Origin of the sequence: Paraglaciecola psychrophila 170, assembly GCF_000347635.1 — a bacterium.
Taxonomy (GTDB): Bacteria; Pseudomonadota; Gammaproteobacteria; order Enterobacterales; family Alteromonadaceae; genus Paraglaciecola; species Paraglaciecola psychrophila.
Genome location: NC_020514.1, coordinates 4,062,114 through 4,081,922, shown reverse-complemented (window position 1 = coordinate 4,081,922; position 19,809 = coordinate 4,062,114). Strand labels below are relative to the sequence as shown.

General features: G+C 39.4%; 21 protein-coding genes. 15 read left to right on the top strand and 6 right to left on the bottom strand.

Translation table 11 applies throughout. The features are described from left to right. Window position 1: 1 nt before the first annotated feature. Window positions 2-637, bottom strand: a complete 636-nt coding sequence (locus C427_RS17875) for an XrtA/PEP-CTERM system exopolysaccharide export protein (protein WP_007643259.1) — start codon at window positions 635-637, stop codon at window positions 2-4. Window positions 638-809: 172 nt separating this feature from the next. On the opposite strand from C427_RS17875, the gene C427_RS17870 reads away from it, so the two are divergent. From C427_RS17870 to C427_RS17845, 6 genes are all read left to right on the top strand, one after another. Further along, the gene (locus C427_RS17870; protein WP_007643258.1) at window positions 810-2,228 is read left to right on the top strand and encodes a TIGR03013 family XrtA/PEP-CTERM system glycosyltransferase; all 1,419 of its coding nucleotides are present in this window, start codon (window positions 810-812) and stop codon (window positions 2,226-2,228) included. Between the two features lie 4 nt (window positions 2,229-2,232). After that, a complete protein-coding gene (locus C427_RS17865; RefSeq protein ID WP_007643256.1) occupies window positions 2,233-3,075 on the top strand; it encodes an XrtA system polysaccharide deacetylase in 843 nt (280 codons plus the stop codon). Continuing rightward, window positions 3,072-4,613 (top strand): exosortase A, encoded by a 1,542-nt coding sequence (xrtA, locus tag C427_RS17860; protein ID WP_007643255.1) that lies wholly within the window; start codon window positions 3,072-3,074, stop codon window positions 4,611-4,613. Before C427_RS17865 ends, xrtA begins: the two co-directional genes overlap by 4 nt. 13 nt (window positions 4,614-4,626) lie before the next feature. Then, window positions 4,627-5,550, top strand: a complete 924-nt coding sequence (locus C427_RS17855) for an FkbM family methyltransferase (protein WP_007643253.1) — start codon at window positions 4,627-4,629, stop codon at window positions 5,548-5,550. Between the two features lie 159 nt (window positions 5,551-5,709). Next, on the top strand, window positions 5,710-6,864 hold the full coding sequence (locus C427_RS17850) for a glycosyltransferase family 4 protein (RefSeq protein WP_007643252.1): 1,155 nt from the start codon (window positions 5,710-5,712) through the stop codon (window positions 6,862-6,864). Continuing rightward, window positions 6,861-8,315, top strand: a complete 1,455-nt coding sequence (locus C427_RS17845; RefSeq protein ID WP_007643250.1) for an oligosaccharide flippase family protein — start codon at window positions 6,861-6,863, stop codon at window positions 8,313-8,315. The genes C427_RS17850 and C427_RS17845 overlap by 4 nt, the downstream gene beginning before the upstream one ends. Before the next feature lie 22 nt (window positions 8,316-8,337). Here C427_RS17845 and C427_RS17840 read toward each other — a convergent pair whose 3' ends face one another. The 4 genes from C427_RS17840 to C427_RS17830 are packed head-to-tail and all read right to left on the bottom strand — an operon-like array spanning window position 8,338 to window position 11,196. Beyond that, window positions 8,338-9,036: a right-handed parallel beta-helix repeat-containing protein gene (locus C427_RS17840; protein ID WP_015431148.1), complete on the bottom strand. Its 699-nt coding sequence runs from the start codon at window positions 9,034-9,036 to the stop codon at window positions 8,338-8,340. A gap of 22 nt (window positions 9,037-9,058) precedes the next feature. Next, on the bottom strand, window positions 9,059-9,397 hold the full coding sequence (locus C427_RS25125; RefSeq protein ID WP_015431147.1) for a hypothetical protein: 339 nt from the start codon (window positions 9,395-9,397) through the stop codon (window positions 9,059-9,061). A 3-nt stretch (window positions 9,398-9,400) separates the two neighbouring features. Next, window positions 9,401-9,985 (bottom strand): acyltransferase, encoded by a 585-nt coding sequence (locus C427_RS17835; RefSeq protein WP_007643247.1) that lies wholly within the window; start codon window positions 9,983-9,985, stop codon window positions 9,401-9,403. After that, the gene (locus tag C427_RS17830; RefSeq protein ID WP_007643246.1) at window positions 9,982-11,196 is read right to left on the bottom strand and encodes a TIGR03087 family PEP-CTERM/XrtA system glycosyltransferase; all 1,215 of its coding nucleotides are present in this window, start codon (window positions 11,194-11,196) and stop codon (window positions 9,982-9,984) included. The genes C427_RS17835 and C427_RS17830 overlap by 4 nt, the downstream gene beginning before the upstream one ends. A 162-nt stretch (window positions 11,197-11,358) precedes the next feature. On the opposite strand from C427_RS17830, the gene C427_RS17825 reads away from it, so the two are divergent. The 8 genes from C427_RS17825 (at window position 11,359) to C427_RS17795 (ending at window position 17,282) form a co-directional block, all read left to right on the top strand. Then, on the top strand, window positions 11,359-12,321 hold the full coding sequence (locus C427_RS17825; protein ID WP_007643245.1) for a glycosyltransferase family 2 protein: 963 nt from the start codon (window positions 11,359-11,361) through the stop codon (window positions 12,319-12,321). A gap of 42 nt (window positions 12,322-12,363) precedes the next feature. Then, on the top strand, window positions 12,364-13,623 hold the full coding sequence (locus C427_RS17820) for a glycosyltransferase family 4 protein (protein ID WP_007643244.1): 1,260 nt from the start codon (window positions 12,364-12,366) through the stop codon (window positions 13,621-13,623). After that, window positions 13,610-14,566: a glycosyltransferase gene (locus C427_RS17815; protein WP_007643243.1), complete on the top strand. Its 957-nt coding sequence runs from the start codon at window positions 13,610-13,612 to the stop codon at window positions 14,564-14,566. The genes C427_RS17820 and C427_RS17815 overlap by 14 nt, the downstream gene beginning before the upstream one ends. Then, window positions 14,556-15,455, top strand: coding sequence for a glycosyltransferase family 2 protein (locus tag C427_RS17810; RefSeq protein WP_007643242.1), 900 nt, complete (start codon window positions 14,556-14,558; stop codon window positions 15,453-15,455). The genes C427_RS17815 and C427_RS17810 overlap by 11 nt, the downstream gene beginning before the upstream one ends. Before the next feature lie 9 nt (window positions 15,456-15,464). Continuing rightward, window positions 15,465-16,370, top strand: coding sequence for a glycosyltransferase family 2 protein (locus C427_RS17805; protein WP_007643241.1), 906 nt, complete (start codon window positions 15,465-15,467; stop codon window positions 16,368-16,370). An 81-nt stretch (window positions 16,371-16,451) separates the two neighbouring features. Then, entirely contained in the window at window positions 16,452-16,697 is a 246-nt protein-coding gene (locus C427_RS17800) for a hypothetical protein (RefSeq protein WP_007643239.1), read from the top strand. Between the two features lie 13 nt (window positions 16,698-16,710). Then, window positions 16,711-16,839 (top strand): hypothetical protein, encoded by a 129-nt coding sequence (locus C427_RS28250; RefSeq protein WP_007643235.1) that lies wholly within the window; start codon window positions 16,711-16,713, stop codon window positions 16,837-16,839. Between the two features lie 110 nt (window positions 16,840-16,949). Then, window positions 16,950-17,282: a hypothetical protein gene (locus C427_RS17795; protein ID WP_226991294.1), complete on the top strand. Its 333-nt coding sequence runs from the start codon at window positions 16,950-16,952 to the stop codon at window positions 17,280-17,282. A gap of 241 nt (window positions 17,283-17,523) precedes the next feature. On the opposite strand, the gene C427_RS17790 is transcribed toward C427_RS17795, so the two are convergent. Beyond that, the gene (locus C427_RS17790; RefSeq protein ID WP_015431146.1) at window positions 17,524-18,450 is read right to left on the bottom strand and encodes a glycosyltransferase family 2 protein; all 927 of its coding nucleotides are present in this window, start codon (window positions 18,448-18,450) and stop codon (window positions 17,524-17,526) included. 356 nt (window positions 18,451-18,806) lie between these two features. Between C427_RS17790 and C427_RS17785 the strand changes: the two genes are divergently transcribed. After that, entirely contained in the window at window positions 18,807-19,808 is a 1,002-nt protein-coding gene (locus C427_RS17785) for a hypothetical protein (protein WP_226991293.1), read from the top strand. Window position 19,809: the final 1 nt, after the last annotated feature.

Sequence of the window (19,809 nt, the reverse complement as noted above, 5' to 3'; positions counted from 1 at the left end):
ACTAAAACCATGCTTCTGGGATAATGATAATATCACCCGGCAACATATCAATATTTTCTTCTATTTCGCCATTTTTGATTAAATCACCGATGCGTATTTCAAAGGTCTTTTGTACACCAGACACCATTCTGACTAATTTAGCACTATTTCCTGAGGCAAACTCAGTCAGGCCACCTACTGAAATCATCAGGTCGAGTAATGTCATTCTTTCAGTGTAATTAACTGCTCTTGGATTCATTGCTTCACCAATGACCCTAACTTGTTCACTAAGTGGACCTTGAAACCCACTAACACTGACTGTGACTCTGGGATTGTTAATATATTTACCAAGCTGTTCTTCGAGTTGGCGTGCCAAAGCCGTGGGAGTTTTACCTGACACTTCTATATCCTCGACCAAAGAAGTGGTGACTTTGCCGTCTGGGCGAACCACAAATGAACCCGAAATATCAGGGTTACGCCAAACAAATATAGAAAGGTTGTCACCAGGCCCAATGATGTACTGGTAATCATCTACCGAGGTAGTAATAGAGTTATAGTTCGTTGCGCTGGGTAACTTGCCACTGTTACTGGCACACCCTACAGTTGTTAATATTAAAAAAAATATTAAATTTGACCATGCTATTTTGTTAGTCTTCATGTAAGTTACAGTCCATTAATATTTGCACCATTAAGCGCAATGTATCAAGTTTTTAGCAGGCTAGACAACTATAATATGATGATTAAATTGAAAAGAATGGCCAATAGGTATGTAAAATCATCTGTAATGGTAAAAGTATTAGGATATGTAGTGACAACAGGAGTGCTAATAAATGAGCTTTGGTAATCGTAAAGAGACACGCCGCTCAAATATTATGATGTTGCTTGAAGCAATTATTATTTGTTATGTAGGTTATTTAGCTTCGGTTTTGGTTAAATATTTTTTTGGTTCATATTTTGTGGTTGTGCCTCTGGTTGACTTTGCTTCTCAAGTGGGGCTTTTCACCATTTTGGTTATTCTCTCTGCTTTGTCTGTGGGTTTATATGAAATAAAACTGAGGGAGACATTTAGGGGAGTAATAAGAAGAATATTTGTCAGCGTAGCCATAAGTTATTTTATAATTGAAGTTGTAACAAATACTTTCCTGACCAATATTGAGATAAGTCAGTACTATCTGCCCAGCTATGCGGGTATGACTATTCTAGCTATCGTTATTTTTCGCTATTTTATTAACCGTTTAGGTATTCTTGGTCTGGGGCAATCTAAAATAATTGTGATTGGGGCAGGTGAAAGAGCCTCTATCATCGAGAAAAGGATGCGTAGAGAGGTCGACCGATTTGGTTTTGAGCTGGTAGGTTTTATACCTATTCCTGGAGATAACAGGGAAGAAGGTATTCAAAACGAAAAGCTGTTACATGTGAAAATTGACGAAAACTTCAGAAATTTTATTGCCGATAACGACATCGATGAAGTGGTCATTGCTTGTGATCAAAGGCGAGGCACATTATCCGTTGAAATTCTTTTTGATTGCAGACTCCGAGGGGTCGAAGTCACTGACTTACTTGACTTTATGGAACGCGAAACAGGGCAAATTGTGGTGAATTTAATGTATCCAAGTTGGGTCATCTATTCGAATGGTTTCAACTCGCAAAATTATCTAAGAGATGCATTAGACTACAGTATGAATTGTATAATGGCGACATTGGTTTTATTACTTACATGGCCATTTATGTTGTTAACCGCGATCATCATATTTTTGGAAGATGCGAACCTTAAAAATCCATCCGTTATTTACAAGCAAGAAAGAGTTGGTTTGAATGGGGTATTATTTAACATTATTAAATTTCGTAGCATGCGGCTTGACGCCGAGAAAGACGGGGCAAAATGGGCCACCGCGAATGACGCTAGAGTCACAAAAGTAGGCTATTTTATTCGTAAATTTAGAATTGATGAATTGCCACAAATTTGGAATATTTTTAGAGGAGAAATGTCATTTATTGGCCCTCGTCCCGAGCGCCCTCAATTTGTAGAACAGCTGATCAGAGAAATACCCTATTATAATCAGCGACACAATGTTAAACCAGGCTTAGCGGGTTGGGCACAGCTTAATTATCCATATGGAGCGAGTGTTGAAGACTCGATGGAAAAGTTAAAATTTGATCTTTATTACGTCAAACATCAAAGTCTGATGTTGGATATTCTTATTCTTATACGTACCGTCGAAGTAGTATTGTTTGGTAAAGGGAGATAATTTTTTGAACGATCCAGTGCTAAATGCTATGACAGTAGACGTGGAAGACTTTTTTCATGTCTCTGCTTTTGAGTCGATAATTGACCCCTCTCAGTGGCAAGAATACCAACCCAGAGTAGATGCGAATACCCGTAGGTTATTGGACTTATTTGCTAAACATAATGTTAAGTCTACATTTTTTGTGTTGGGTTGGGTGGCTGAGCGGTATCCGGAGTTGATATCAGAAATTCATCGTCAGGGACATGAAATCGCCAGTCATGGTTATGCCCACCGCAGAGCAACTAGGCAAAGTCGTGACGAATTTTTTAATGATGTTAAACGTTCTAAAGATCATCTTGAAAATTTATTAGGTGAGCGAATAACAGGATATCGGGCGCCAAGCTTTTCAATAGGTTACGACAATGAGTGGGCCTTTGAAGTATTAGCTGAATTAGACTTTGGTTATAGTTCTAGCACTTACCCCGTTAAACACGACCTATACGGTACCCCTGATTGGCCAAGATTTGCCTACAAACGTAAAGAAGGCATTATTGAGATTCCTATCCCTACCCTGAAGTTGTTAGGCAAACAAACTCCAATTGGTGGAGGCGGATATTTCAGGCTTTATCCTTACCCCCTGAACAAATTTTTAATCTCCAGATACCTTAAAAAAGAACAGCAACCTTACTCGTTTTATTTTCATCCCTGGGAAATTGATGCAGAGCAACCGCGACTCAGTCACGCGCCTTTAAAATCTAGATTGAGACATTACGTTAATTTAGACAAGACTTACGGCAAGTTAGAACGTCTATTGACCGACTTTTCATGGGGCACCATGAGAGATGTATACAACATACCTTCAAAATGAACGACAGCATAGAGCAAGGCCTCACCCCAGAAAACACTCATAAACCCAGCATGCACAGTGTAAAACTAGTGTTAATCGGTTTGTTACTGGTTGCTTCTGCTTGGGTTTTAGTATTTTGGCAGGGTATAACGACTGCCGTTGATATATGGATTATCTCTGATGTTTTTAATCACTGCCTGTTTGTGTTGCCAGGTGCTTTGTTTCTAATTTATATCAAACGGTCAGAGTTGAATTTACACGATGTTAAGCCTAATTATTTAGTACTGCTTTTATGCATAGGCAGCTTAACCCTATATGCCATAGGTTTGGCAGGCGATGTGCAACTCTTTATGCATGTGGCCACTTTTACTTTTTTACCCTTAATTATATGGGCTTTTATTGGCAATTGTGTGGCATATAAAATACTGTTTCCTCTTGTTTTTATCTTATTTTGTATTCCTATCGGTGAAGAGTTAATCCCTGCGTTACAAGAAGTAACCGCCGATTTGTCTATGGTAATGCTTAAATGGAGTGGCATTCCGGTTTATCGCAGTGGTTTGTATATTGAAATTCCTCAAGGACAGTTTTTAGTCGCAGAAGCCTGCTCGGGTATTAGCTTTTTTATAGCCTCTGTTGTCATTGGTTCGTTGTACGCATATTTAAATATGCAGTCTGCAAAACGCCGCATTCTTTTTATGGGTATTTCCATTATTTTTCCTATCATAGCGAATGCTATTCGGGTGTTTGGTATCATCATGACGGGGTATCTGTCAGATATGGAATACGCTGTTGGTGCAGACCATTTAATTTATGGCTGGGTGTTTTTCTCATTTGTTATTGTGTGTTTATTGGGGCTGGGCGAACTCATAAGAGAAAAACATTTTACTGCTTTAAAGAGTCAAACTGACAGACCTTCTTCTAAAGGTCTGAGTGTTAAAAGCTGTTATCAATCATCCGTTAGTATTATTGCTGTAATGTTACTATTTTTAGTGTGGTTTAATTCAATTAATACCCAATTAAATGTGCCCGGAAACGAAGACAATCTGAGCGCTTCGCTTCAGGCAGAACAAGACTTATCCAGCGCAACTTATATAAGCGCATGGAAACCAGAATTTACACAACCTTATCAAGAATTTCAGTTTTTAAGACAAATAAACAATGTGCCAGTGGACGTTTATGTGGTGTGGTATCCAAGGGGGCATGGCGAGTTAATCAGTTCGCTGAATAGGCTTTATCCCGAAAAATCATGGACCCTAGAGTCAAAAAGTGCATATCAGTTAGATGATGGTCAAAATATGGATTTAGCGATTATTGTGAATCCACGGAGTAAACGTCTGTTAAGTTATTGGTATGTGATAGACGGTAAGGTGTTTACCAATAATCGCATGGCTAAACTCTATGAAATTTATAAAATTCTGATGGGGAGTTATGTGGGCAGTGGTTTAGTTGCCATTTCACAAACGACTGATAATGTATCGAGACAGCAAGACAGCAGTTCTTTTACCGAATTAACCAAAGATAATATTAAAACTTTAAGTCAATATTTTGATTTTGATTAATCAGATTTAACTGATGCAAAAGACCCGCTTTTTCCCCGCATATTTAAATTATGTATTGGTGTTGCTGCAAAAAAAAGACTGGCGCGGCAAACATCGATTTTATGTTTGGTTATCTAAACATTTTGCGAATAAAGTGATTATCCACAACATCGATAACAGGCCTTTTTATGTGCCAGTGGGCGAATGGTGTTTTTGGTTAGAAAAAGGTCCTGAGAACTATTACTTAGATGAGTTTTTACCTTTTTGTGACGTGTTAAACAACTTAGACACGCCTTTTACTCTGTTTGATTTAGGGGCTGATATAGGCACTGTTTCATCTTTAGTGGCGGTGCACTGTGCAAAACTGAAAAATGTGCTGGCTTTTGAACCTAATCCTAAGTCTTTTGATGTGTTAAGCGCCAACTTAAATAATTTTAGCCAGCTGGCAAAGTGCGTTCAGGCAGCCGTATCCGACTTCGACGGTTTTGCTACCTTTCATGCTGATACCGACCGCTTAAATGATCACGAAGGGTATATAGATAGTAAAATTGAAAGCCATCTTGAAAGCAATGTTGAAAGCAAAGGGGCAGGAGACACCGTCGTGACTTCGCTGGATAATTGGCTTGCTAAACAAAATCAGAAAAGTGCGCTATACGATTTTTTGTTAGAAAAAACCTTAGCCTTAAAAATTGACGTTGAAGGCCAGGAAATCCAGTTATTACTTGGCGCAAAAGCCTTAATTAAAAACGCAGATAAAGTGATCATCTTAATAGAAGTGCATCCACAAGTGCTCGCAAGAACCCATCATACCCCAGACGATCTATTTGCCACTGCCGAGCAATTCCGAGACTTTGATTGGACTGTGCCATTTTATAAAAACACCCCAGTTAACCGTGATATTAGTTTTTTTGAACAGGTACCCGTGGGGCAATACGATATTATCGGTATTTCTCGATAGCATCGTATTTAAAAAATTTTGCATGGCTTTTGAGTAGTACTTCACTTTTAGAACTACTTCCCGTTTAGATAAGGCATCTGTTATAGATACTGCATTCCACACAGGTAACTAATCACCTGTTCAACAATATTCTGTAGTGATAAGGACGTTTGGTAAACAATGAATAAAAAAGTGTTAGTGCTAACTGAAAACTTTCCACCTATATCTGGGGGAAGTGGTCGCTGGTTCTGGGAACTATATTCGCGATTACCCAAAGAACAATACCTGATTTTGGCTGACGATATACAAGGCGCAGCAGAGTTTGATAAAACTCACCAACTGAATATTCTACGCATGCCACTTAAATCCACAGAATGGGGGTTCAAAAGTTTCAGTGGCCTTAAGTTTTACTGGCGGGTATTTTGGCAAATTAGAAAAATTATCAAGCAGCATCAGATTACCCATATTCACTGCGGGCGAGTCATCCATGAAGGCGTGACTGCTTGGCTACTTAAGTTGATTACAGGCACACCTTACTTGTGTTACGTACATGGAGAAGATGTCGAAACCGCTGCCACTAGTGGTGAGCACAACCTTATGGTTAAGCAGGTATGTAAACACGCAGATCTGCTTATTTGTAACAGCCATAACAGCGCCAATATTGTGAAACGACTCAATTATGCCGGTGATGACAAGATACAGATTTTACATCCTGGAGTGGATGCATCGTTGTTTGTGCCAGCAGTATCTGATGAGGCGTTTAAACAGCATATGGCATGGCAAGATCGTAAGGTCATTATCACTGTAGGAAGACTTCAAGAGCGCAAAGGGCAAGATATGATGCTCCTTGCTACGGCTTTACTAAAACACCAGTTTCCAGAAATACTGTATGCGGTTATTGGACGCGGCGAGTGCCTTGAAAGCCTAAAGGCTTTAACCGCAGAGTTAAATCTTAACGACCATGTGCAATTTTTGACTGACGTGTCAGATGCGCAGATGATCAAATGTTACCAGCAAAGTGATATTTTTATTTTGCCTAACCGCACTATTGGTAATGATATTGAAGGCTTTGGCATGGTGCTGGTAGAAGCGCAGGCTTGCGGTAAACCGGTGATAGCCGGTGACTCTGGCGGCACCAAAGAAACCATGCTTCTCAACCAAAGCGGCTTTGTAATTGACTGTACTGATGAAAAATTAATAGCTAAAACCGTCGCAACGTTATTATCAGACCCAGCGGGCAGTACCGAAATGGGTAAGGTGGGTCGTAAACATGTTGAGTCAGAACTGGATTGGCAGGCACATGTGCAAAAGGCCAGCCTGCTGTTTAACCAGTGATAGCTGCAAAAGGATTATTCGCCAGCGCTGCTTTTTCAAGTGGTGCTAAATTTATAGGTCGCCTTATTGGGCTGGTCAGTACGCTTATTCTAGCGCGCATACTCACACCAACCGATTTTGCGATGATCGCCATTATTGCGATTGTATTACACCTATTTGATATCTTGTCGCACACAGGATCAGAGCAGTACATAGTGCAAAAATCTGAAGTGTTTGATGGTGATTTGAATACCGCTTGGACCTTAGACATAGTATTAAAGTCGTTAATGTGTGTGTTATTGATGTCAATCGCCCCCTTAATTGCTGAATTTTTTGAGCAGGTTCATCTTAGTTTTGCCATACAAGTGGCATCCATCACGCTGATTATTAATGCACTTAAAAACCCTGGCCTGCTGCTATTAAAAAGAAACTTAGATTACAAAAAAGTTTTTTACTTGTCTTTAGTGCAACGAATAGCCAGCTTTGTAACGGTTATTTTTGTGGCATTTAACTGGCAAAGTTATTGGGCTTTTGTGATCGCCGATATTGTAGGGGCAGTCGTTTTTACCTTAGGTGCCTATAAAATCCAGCCATTTCGACCCGTATTTAGTTTGCTGAAAGTGAGTGAGCAGTGGCTATTTTCTAAATGGCTTTTAGGTAAAAGTATTGTAGGTTATTTACGTTCGCAGATTGATACTGTGTTGGTTGCCAAATTTTTTAGTACTGCACAGTTAGGTAACTACCATATGGCCCGAGATGTGGCTATGTTGCCAGGATACAACATACTAGGGCCTGCCATAGAACCGCTTTTAGCCGACTTTAAAGATCATAAAAACAACCCTATCAAACTAGGGCAAAGAGTCAGTAAAGTGTTGTGCATCGTGTCTTTTATTGTGGTGCCAATCACCACTTATATCGCATTTTATCCGGCACTGATTATTGACGTATTGCTTGGTGCCCAGTGGGTAATAGCAGGTGAAATTCTTGGGGTCATGTCGTTATTGTTTTTTTACTACTGCTTTTTACTGGTGATCGAAAGTGCCTTAACCGCAATGGGTAAAGTCAAAGCCATTTTTATTTTTGATATTGTCAGTTTGCTGGTGATTGTGGGCACGTTATTGACCTATTTACAGATGTATGATGATTTGAATAATATGTTGTGGTTGCGTGTCTCAATTGGGCTGGCTTCAACCTTATTGATAGGCATCGCTTTGCATCTTATTGTGCCACTGAAGTGTATGCAGATTGCTGGGGCTTTGCTTCTATCCGCTGCCATGTCAGGTATGGCGTTAACCATAACAGATTGGTTGACTAAGCAAGTTGAACTAGGCCAAATTACGCTGTTTTTATTATCAGGAGTATTATTTTGCGGTGTTTACGCCACTATGCTAGTTATCTTGTCACCACATTTAATGGGGACTAGTATCAACAACATATTGGCAGAGTATAGTAAAGTTAAAGGCAATGTATAAAATATTTTACATTGTGTTTTACTTAGCTAGATACATTTGCGCGTTGATTCCCTGATAACTCTGCCTGACCGCCATCTTTTGAGCGAATAGACTTATTTGTAATATTATTTTGAATTAGCACATTTTTAGTGCCAGTAAAACGGTATTCAATTGCGTTTGGGTAGCTGGTTTCAATATAAACCTGATCATTAATAATTTTAACATTTGGACTAGCTTCTAATATGATACCCGCATCGGCATACGGGTGTGACTGATTTGTGCTACGGATGAAATTGTAAGCTATTAAACCCCCATCGGTATGGTTGTTTAGGTCATTTCCCAGGCCGAAGCCTATACCCCGATCACAATCTTCAATAGTATTATTAATCACAGTGATATTGGCACTTCTGCGCCAAAAATGAATGGCATGTTCAGCTACATGTTTAGATGGACTAGCGATATTTTTAAATGTGTTTCCTTCAATTATCCAATTTCGTGATCTATGGGCGTCTATACCGCCGATATAGAATTGTGGTCCAATGCCAGCGGTGTACTCGAATAGACAGTTTTTGATACTGCCATTGTCTGAAAATAAATCATCTTTCGAAGAAGACGATACTTTTAGTAATTGCTCATAAGAGTCTCGTAAAACGCAATTATCTAACGAAAAATTATCAGCATTTGTCTCGGCCCGCACCTGAATAAGATGGTTAGCAGATTGTTCTAAAGTAAAACCCGACAAACTGATATTTGAGCCACTAACATCAATTAATATTTCTGCTCGAGGGTCCTTTTTTCATGCCTTGGCCTGACAGGATAACTAAAGTGGGATCACCCGACAGTGATGTTAAGTTGATATGTGAACCCGTAAAACTCAGCCTTTGGGTAATATTATAACGGCCATCTGCCAGTACAATACTAGTGGCCCCTTTTGAACGGTTGGCTTGGTGCACTGCCTTGGAAAGTTGCGCTGCATTGTTGACATTAATAGTCTGCAAAGCAGGGGCCGCTGCGATTAAACCCGTAAAGGCACAATAAATTAGAATGACGCCAAATAACGTCTTAAGATGTTTATTCAGTTGTTTATTCAGATGTTTATTCATAAATTAGTCCAACCTATTTTTGATCACTTTTGCCGGATTACCCGCAGCAATAGAATGGGCAGGCATATCATGAATCACCACTGAGCCGGCACCTACAATACAACCATCACCAATGTTTGCCATGATCATTGCACCATTACCTACCCAGCAATTTTCACCAATGGTTATTTTTTCAAGTACCCCACCTTGGTCTTTTATCGGTATCTCAAGATCGTCAAAGTTATGTTGACCTTTACCACTCATGACATGCACACCACTGCCTAGCAAGGTGTTTTTACCTATACTACTGCGGCCAATATTACATTGGGCGCCAAGGTAAACCCCCTCAGCAATTTCAGTGTCTGTTTGTGAAAACAGCACCATAAAAGAAATAACGGCATCAGGGCTACAATGAGTAAAAACAAATCGGTAAAACCCAGCCCTTAAATAGACACCTAACTTACCCGGCATTAAGCTTAATAACTGACTATAACTGGTTAACACCGCGTCTTTTTTTAATATCGAAGAAAACACAAAATACAGCAAAGTAATGGGGGTCATAAGCAGCGCGCACACCATAAAGAGTATCTGTTTTATGACTGCTTTCATTGCTTATCCTCTGAGCCAAGCAAGTTAACCAATGGCTGCAACTGACCCTGCCAGGAATAGTGTTGCTTAATAATTTGTAGTGCGCTTTGGCCTATGGATTGGGCAAGTGCGGGCTGAGCGATTAATTGATTTGCCTGAGCAATAAATTCCTCACCGTTTGAGGCTATCAATATATTCTGGTTTGCTTGGCACAAAATCCCTTCTGCTCCCATTGGGGTTGATATAACAGGCAATGCGCATGCAAAAGCCTGTAATACTTTATTTTGCACACCACGAGCCAATCTGAAAGGCGCAACAAAAATATCAGCCTGATGGTAGTAGGGCAGTATGTCGTCTACAAAACCGGTGACTTCAATGCTGTTAACATTTGCAAGCTGGTTGATGTCAGTGCTGGGGTTCATGCCCGCGATGACAAACTTAGCGTTAGGATGCTGGGTAATGATTGACGGCCAGCACGTGTTTACAAACCAAATAACCGCATCTTCATTGGGCTTGTAATCCATGACCCCGGTAAACAGAAACACCGGCGCAGGGTTTGGCTGTTTTATTTTAGGTGGATAAAACACCGAAGTGTCGAGTCCATTTCCCATCACGTGGACTTTATCGTTTTGCATCACTTTTTGATTAAACAGTGTGACTTCGGCCTGTGCAATCAAGTAACTAGCATCAAACTGATTGACTATTTGTTTTTCGTATTTGGCTAAAAGTCGTTGTTCTCTGGCGTACACCATACTCATAGGAAATGAGCTACTTTTCTGGTATTGCCCCCACTTGTCAGAGTCCACATCCATAAAGTCCATGATTAGCAAAGGCTTTTTATCTAAGGTGGGTAGAGCCGTACTTTTAAAAATATATTCAGCCACCGAAGAGGCGCTGCATATGATTGCATCCACAGTATTTTCAGATAAAAACTGATCAAATTTTTGTTGCAGCGTTTTATCATAAAAGTTGGCCACACTCATGGGTTGACCTTTGACTAACCCCGTTACCAAACGCATGGCTTTAGGTTTAAGGGCCCTCGCTTCAACGGATGCGCACCAGGTTTCTCGAAGCTGATTAAAATGCGCTAACTCTGTTTTATCTTCGTATGGCGAAAATAGATGAATATGGTGACCAAGTTCCTTCAGATGTTTAAGTTGGTGAAAAGTGCGGATTTTTTCACCTTTATTTGGGGGGAAAGGTACGCGGTGAGAAATAAACAAAATTTTCATTAAGGAAGAGCTTACCCAATAACAATTATCACAACGACAAACTCTAGAACTTTAAGGTTATCAATGCAATACTTGTGATTATAGACTAACAAGCATTTTAGTCGTTAATAACCTTACACTTAAATTAAAAATTTTATTGACTGAGCGAGTTAACATATCCCAATGAAGTTAATTGTCCAAATCCCCTGTTTTAATGAAGAAGAGACTTTACCAGCCACTTTCAACGACATTCCCAAACAAATCGAAGGGGTAGATGTGGTTGAAATTTTGATCATTGATGACGGCTCTACCGACAAAACCATCGAAGTAGCAAAAGCGTTAGGTGTGCACCACATCGTTATTAACAAAAATAATAGAGGTCTAGCACGGACGTTCAGAACCGGTTTAAATGAATGTTTAAAGTTAGGTGCGGATATTATTGTTAATACAGATGGTGATAATCAATATGCTGGATGGGACATTCCTAAACTAATCCAACCCATATTAGATGGCAAAGCTGATGTGGTAGTGGGGGACAGAAATACTGCCAAAGTGGCGCACTTTTCACCGTTCAAAAAGTTTTTGCAACGTTTAGGTAGTTATGTGGTTAAAACGCTGTCTGGTGTTCAAGTTCCCGATGCAGTGAGTGGCTTTAGAGCCTATAGCCGTGATGCAGCATTACAATTAAACATTGTCTCCCCTTTTAGCTACACGATTGAAGCCTTAATACAGGCTGGCAAAAAACATATGGCCGTCACCTCAGTGCCGGTTGAGACTAACGAAAAAACTCGGGAATCACGCCTTTTTAGTAGTATTCCAAAGTTCATCGAACGACAGCTCACCACCATTGTTCGCATGTATGCGATGTATCAGCCTCTTAAGGTTTTCTTTTTTATCGGCTTAACTTTATCTATATTAGGCGCCATACCTATACTCCGCTTCTTATATTTTTACTTCACCGGCGATGGAGAAGGGCACCTGCAGTCTCTAGTTCTTGGAGGGGTATTTACTATTCTGGGTTTTATTTCGTTTCTTATCGCTTTACTAGCCGACTTAATGAACTTCAATCGCCAATTAATTGAACAGACCCTAGAAAAAGTAAGACGTATAGAACTGCAAATGCAGGATCAGCAACGTAAAAAGTAAATTGTTTCTGGATTGCAAGATTGTTTGAGGATTCAATAAAGTATGACTAATCGAGTATTGATTTGCGCGTCGACATTTCCTCGCTTTAAAAGTGATGGGATGGTGGATTTTGTTTGGCAACAAGCTCGGTATCTTAAAAAGCATTACCCGCGACTTGATGTTCATGTTTTGGTTCCCCACGCCCCTGAGTCAAGTAAATATGAGGTTTGGGAATATGTACATATTCACCGCTATGCTTATTTTAAACCAGAATCTGCCCAAAGCTTAGTTTACCCCGCGATTTGGCCGAATATAAAAGAAAAGCCACTAAGATTGTTACAAGTGCCTTTTCTGTTGTTGTCGTGTTACCTGGCAACCAGAAAGCTTGTTAAAGCTTATGATTTTGATTTAATTTATTCTCATTGGTTTACGCCACAGGGAATAATGTGTAATAAGGTGGCAAGTGATAATAATATTCCTCATACGCTGACATCCCATGCTGCGGACATAATTATTCTGAAAAAAATTCCTTGGTTAGGCCCATATTTAGTTAAAAAAATACTTCCTAGTTTTAAAGCCATCTCTTTTGCGGGAAGCCGTGGACAGAATCAAGCATTGGATTTTTTTCACAATGAACAGCAAAAAGTACTCGCAGCTAAAAGCAAAGTCTTGCCAATGGGGGTCGACTTACAACTTCCAAAATTATCACCACAAGGGCAAAATGTGACCATTAATGGCCCGCTTAAACTGCTTTTTGTGGGCCGCTTAGCTGAGAAAAAAGGTGTGACCTATTTGTTGCATGCTATGGCAATAGCCAAACAGAGGGGAATTGCAGTAACACTTGATCTGTTAGGCGACGGCCCTTTACTTCCTGCAATCAAACAAGAAGCGGCTAAATTGGATGTTACAGAGCAAATTAATTTTCAGGGGTTTGTTAATGGTGAAGACAAGTTTCGATTCATCCAACAAACCGACCTATTTGTTCTCCCTTCTATTGTAACTGCTGACGGTGATGCTGAGGGCTTGCCTGTAAGTCTATTGGAAGCTATGTCTGCAGGTGCCCTTTGTTGTGCATCCGATGAATCAGGCGCTCCTGATATTATAGACGATGGCGAAACTGCATTGATGTTTAAGGCTAAATGTGCTGATGCCTTAGTCAGCATAATTGAACGTGTTGCTAATATGCCGATACAACAGAGGCAAGACATTTCGCAGAAGGCAAAAGCCGCTGGAATGGTTTATCTTTGGGACAATATGATCCATCAGCATGCTGAGTTTCTAATCCTACCCTTTTTAAATGGGGGCGGCGTTGGTAACTATTGAAATTAACAAACCACTCGTTTCTGTGGTGATGGCCTGCTATCAAGAAGCCTTACAGTGGTTAGATACCGCAGTAGACTCAATATTAAAGCAAACCTTCAATGCATGTGAATTGATTGTGGTGGTTGATGATCCTAATAATCAAGGAATCATCTCCTTACTCAACGAAAAACGGAAAACTGACCAGCGCCTTAAAGTGCTAATCAATGAACAAAATATGGGCCTACCACGATCGCTTAATCGAGGTTTCGCCATCGCCTCTGGAGAATTTTTTGCACGAATGGACGCTGATGATATTGCGGCCCCCCAGCGTCTCGAATTACAAGTTCACTATTTTACTGAAAACCCCGAAGTGGATTTGCTTGGCACTGCAATAACCAATATCGATCAAGCAGGTAATATACTGGGCGTAAAACAATTTTTAACCCAACCTGAAGCCATAAAAAAAGCTATTGCTTATCGCTCAGTTGCTTGTCATCCAACGTGGATGATGAAGCGAAGTGTATACGATACTATAGGCGGCTATCGCTATTTTCCGTCTAGTGAAGATTACGACTTTCTTTATCGCGTGTTAGATGCAGGATTCAAGGTCGCTAATTTGCCTCAGCCGTTACTTGAATACCGCCTGCACGATGCCAGTATGACCAGTGCCTTGTCAGGTTTTCAATACAAAGTTAAACACTACATTCAAGCTCTACATCAGCAACGAGAAACACAATCCCTAGACAGTTATGATGAAAAAACCAGCCAGGCGCTTAAACAAACAGACAAGGGTAATGATTTTGCTAAAGGCCTAATCACTAAAGCCAGAACGGCTGAAGAAAGCGGCAACTTTTTAGCTTTAGCTTATTGGGGCAGTATTGCAGTGGTATTCAGTGGCTCGGGTTATTCACGATTAAAAAGTTTTGTTGGTTTTAATTATATAAAGTGGCGTTATGAAAAATAAATCCTTAATGCCAAGTATTAGTGTGGTTATCCCCAGCCACAATGCTCAAAGTACTATTCAAACAACCTTGAAGCGGGTGCTGGCGCAAAAACAGCCTTGTGACGAGATCATCATTGTTGACAATAATAGCCATGAAAATGACAACACTGAAAGCATAGTAACAAGTCTTAATGAACCTAGTATCAGGTACTTAAAGCCAGCCGAATGTGCCAACGGCAATGTAGCCAGAAACATAGGCAGTGAGGCTTCCTCCAGTGACTTTATTGCCTATTGTGATAGTGATGACGAGTGGGATGTTGATCATCTTGCGACTAGGGTGGTTTTACATCAACAAACTCAAGCTTTGGCTATTTACAGCGGTGCAAAAATCCGCAATGGTAAACAAGTAAAACAAGACATTAGCCGGGCTATCAAGGTAAATGAATCAGCGGTAGAGTTTGTTATTGGTGCTAACAAAGCACTGGCTCAGACCTCGTCGTTTTTTGTGCATCAATCTGTATGGCAAAAAAGTCCCTGGGATGAAACATTAAAACGCCATCAAGATTACGAGTTTTTCATCGCAGTGCAACAGGCTGTTGGTTGGCATTATCTTGATCAAGCAACCTACTATTTGAACTGGCATGCCACAGATATTCGCCATCACCATTTTGCATCCTATTGGGATTTTTACAGCAAATATAAAGAACAGTTAGCGGATGCAAGTAAAGCGCGTTATTTATTTACTCGTTGGAAAGAAGCCCACCTATTTGCGCCACAAGATGAATATAAGCAGCAGTTTGAGAATGAATTAGCTCAAGTGAAACAGCAATTACCATTAAGTAAAAAAGTGCTCTTTTCACAGCCATGGTTATTGACTAGCTTGTGGTCTGTTTTGCGCCACTACATTTAGGATAGCCGAATGAACACTCCTGCAGTTACGGTTATCATCCCAACCTATAACGATACGGCAAGGCTCTCACTGTGTCTTGATGCGCTGAGTCAACAGACATACCCGCAAACGAAGTTTGAGGTGTGGGTGGTAGATAACAATTCATCGCAGCCCTGTGACAAACTAGTGAGTCAGTATGCTTTTGCTCGTTATTTACATGAAGCTCACCCCGGCTCCTATAGCGCTCGTAATTTAGCATTAAAACAAGTGGGGTTGGGCGAAATTATTGCCTTCACTGATTCAGATTGCATACCTGACAAAGAATGGTTGTCTGCAGCTATTAAGGCCCTTGAAAACGACTCAGAAAAACTCGGTGCTATCGGTGGGTGTATTGACATGTATGCAGCCAGCGATTCACCATCACTTGCCGAGTTGTACGATATGGTCACGGGTTTTGAACAAGCTGATTATATTCGTAAAGAAAATTTTTCAGTTACGGCTAACTTGGTTACCCGTCTTAGTGTTATCGAGGCAGTCGGGGAGTTCAACGCCAATTTAAAATCCAGTGGTGACAAAGACTGGTGTCAAAGAATGGTGAAGGCTGGCTTTGCGCTAGCGTATTGTGAGTCGGCAAGGGTAGTGCACCCCGCTAGGCAGTCAGTGAGTAGCATTAAAACTAAATTACGGCGCCTTTACGGTGGTTTTTATTACAATCACCGCAACGTGAAGTCTGATAAACTCTTCAGTTTTGTAGGCTTGTTTGAAGCGCTTATGCCTCCATTAGATAAAATACGTCAATTGCGTAAGACTAAGCTGTCGATATCTGCAACGCGTAAATTGCAACTTGTGGCATTTTTTTATTATTTAAAATTTTATACCTTAACATACCGTTTAAAGCTGCTGTCAGGTTTTGAGAAGAATGTTGAGCGGTTATAGTTCGCTGTCTGCAAATTTAAATATTAGTGCTTTATAATAATTTAAAGCCTAGTGGATATATATTTAAAGGATATTTATTCAGTGCCAAAAAGTATCGTAAGAAGTTTAAAAGCTATTATCACCCCAACTCCTTCAGAAGAGAAGGTCAGGGACTTAGTCCCTCAAGAAGGGGCCAATCAAAACTACAAACGTTACGTCATTTTTGGATACCAGCGTTGCAGTTCATCCGTGCTGACATCAGGTCTAAAGTCGCATCCTAACATTAAAGCCTTTGCTGAAGTGTTTACCCCTAGCCTAATTACGTTTAACTATAAAAGGTTACGATAACCAGTCGTTACCAATGTTTAAATACAGAAACGCGCTCCCGGTGACGTTTTTAGAAAACGTAATATTTGCTGAACAGGCACAAGATACCGTTGCTGTAGGTTTTAAAGTGTTCCCTGATCAAATAGACAACGCACGATTCTAGCCCGTATGGAAATGGTTAAAACAAGAAAAAGACATTGCTTTAATCATATTTAATCGCGATAAATCCCTTAAAACCTTGTGCTCGGTAAAGATTGCCAAAAAGACTGGGGTTTGAGTATTAAAGACACGGCAAAAAGGCCAACTATACAAATCACACTTAATCCAGCGCAATACAAAGTGTTTTTTGAAAAGCGAGAGCGATATGCCGAGCTTGTAAGAGAGCGTTTTAAAGATCGAGATTTATTGAAAATTAGTTGTGAAACTCTAGCCTCTGATAACAGTGGCTATTTACAAACAGTGCAAACTAATTTTTGTATTCAACCACAATCTTTACCAGTCAACGACTTAAAAAAAGAATTGCGAGAATTAAAAGATATTATCAATAATTATGATGAGCTATACCGTTTCTTTGTAAATACTAAATGGTCGAGTTATTTTGAATAAAGGCAAAAGCACTCTTATTATGTTGCTTGTTTTGCATGCTTACAATGCAACATATAGTTAATAGCACCGAACTTACCGTAAATACGCCAATCACGTAAAAGTCATATGTTGATCTCTGCAATTAGTAAATTGTAGTGAATTACTTTTTATTCGTTTAAGTTTTATGTATTACCTTGCCGCTCAAGGCTGATCTCATAGAATGAGATGAATATTAACCGGTTATAAATTGATACCAAATAGCTTACTTTCTTTCGGCTATTTTTATCAAACCAAAGCGACAAAGTTGAATTTGATATTGTGAATAAAATTTAACTGTATACAGATAAAAAGCCGCTTTTATTTTTGTCGATAAAGGTATGTCGGGAAAATCGTTAAATATACTTTTCCATCTATTTATTGGTGGCGTAATACAGCTTACAAGTCCTTTTATCCCTAAATAAGATTTAATTGTAGGATCGGTATTTTTCCTTGCCCACATACCGTGTGCTAAGCGCCGTATTTTTGTATAATATTCAATGGCTGAAGCTCTAGCTGGGTGATTAACCGTTGCATTTTGCACATATAAGAGTGTTCCGCCCGAATTGTTAAGACGTTGACACCATTCTTTATCTCCGCCAGACATGAGTGAACCATTAAAATATCCTATTTTTTCAAATGTTTTGGATTTCGTAACAAGGTTGGCTGTAGGAGTATAAAGTAATTTTTTAACTGACTTGTGTTGCTGAAAACCGGATAGTATGTCAAGTAATTCAAAAGGTGTTGGTGCATCCTCTTTGATGGAAAATAAATGTATTGGTCCACCAATTGCGTCAATTTCTTGATTTTTAACTGCATTTAGAGATTCTTCTAGCCATGTTTTTTCTGGTATACAGTCGGCATCAGTGAAGGCATAAAATTCAGATTCTATTGAAGCAATACCTTTATTTCTGGCATTGTAAGAACCTGGTTTCGATTCTGAAAGCAGATGAACATTAGGATAAAGGTCGGTAGCGACAGTTGGATAAATATCAGAGCCGTTATCTACGACAATGACTGTAAATTTTTGCGAGTTTAATGTTTGTTTTGATAGAGCATCAAGACATAAATTCAATCTATCTACGTCATTAAAGCAAGGAATAATGACCGCGATCTCAATGCCCTCTAAAGATTTATTTTTACTTGGCTGCATTATTAGAAATTCGCCCACGGGATGGTTTTATCGTTGTAGAATACTATAAATTTATTTAATAGAGTACTGGTGGTTCGTTTTTATTCCTAAAGCCAAACTTAAATATATTGGTGAACTTATGTTTATAGGTTGTTCAAAAGGTGCATTCGGTTTGTAAATTTTAAGATCTAGGATTAGGTTCAATCTCTATCACATTTAGGTTAATGTCACGTGGGATAGTGTTTGATTAAGCCCACCTAAAACCATTAGAGGTAATATGAAATGTTTTTGAAAGGTAATAAAGGATAGTTTTTATGAGGCGTTTAATTTTACATATCGGGTCTCATAAAACTGGTAGTACGTCAATCCAAAAGTTTTTGTTAAAAAATCGAAACAGCTTAAAAGAAATAGGTTGGATTTTATTTTGTGAAAGGCCAGATGGTACTGAATCAGTTCACGGCAATGCTAATTCTTGGGTTAGCTTTAGTGGTGAAAAGAAGGAATTCAAGGCTAAGTTAGATAAAAGGCTGTTTTCAGCACTGAATAAGACAACAGGTAATATGATAATGTCTTGTGAAGAACTTTCTTGGCTGTACCAAAGTGAAGAAATTCAATATGTTTTTGATGAACTGAGTCAAATTTTTAATGATATTAAGGTTATCTGTTATATACGACGACAAGATAAACACCTCTTATCTCATTACCACCAAGGTTTTCGTTATCCTCATTCGAGTGCCCGAGATTTCTTTGGTAATACAATTTGCATTGTACCAACACATCTAAAATATTATCAAAATTATCTAGATTATACCGAAAAGCTATCCTGCTGGGCAGTCAGTTTTGGTGGTAATAATTTATATGTTAGGGAGTTCAGCAGAGATAAGTTTGAGGGGGAGAATGTAGTCAGTGATTTTTTGAAAATTTTAAATTTAAATATTAAATTTGACCCTGATGACGAGTCTGAACCTGTTAATGAATCACTAAATTTAGTTCAAACCATAGTCAATTACGCTGTTTTTAATTCCAGGAATGAGCTCTGGTATGAGCTTGGACGTCGAAAGTTTACAGGAAATATGGCTTTTCATTCAGATAACAAACCACAACTTGATCAAGCTTCTCAAAATGCAATTATGGTGAATTATTATGTTACTAATAAAAAGTTATCAAAGTATGTGCCGGATTTGTCATCTAACTGGGTATCGCCAACACCAGAGCCGATGGAAGAGCTTGACGCTTTTAAGCCTATGCCAGAAGAAGAATATAAAAACGCGGTGCAGGCAATAGTTAGCTATTACGACGGACTCAGCATTTTAGGTTTTGTAAAAATTAAATATCGAAGGTTTGTCGAAAGTCACTGGGGCAAACGTAATATCCGCTAGG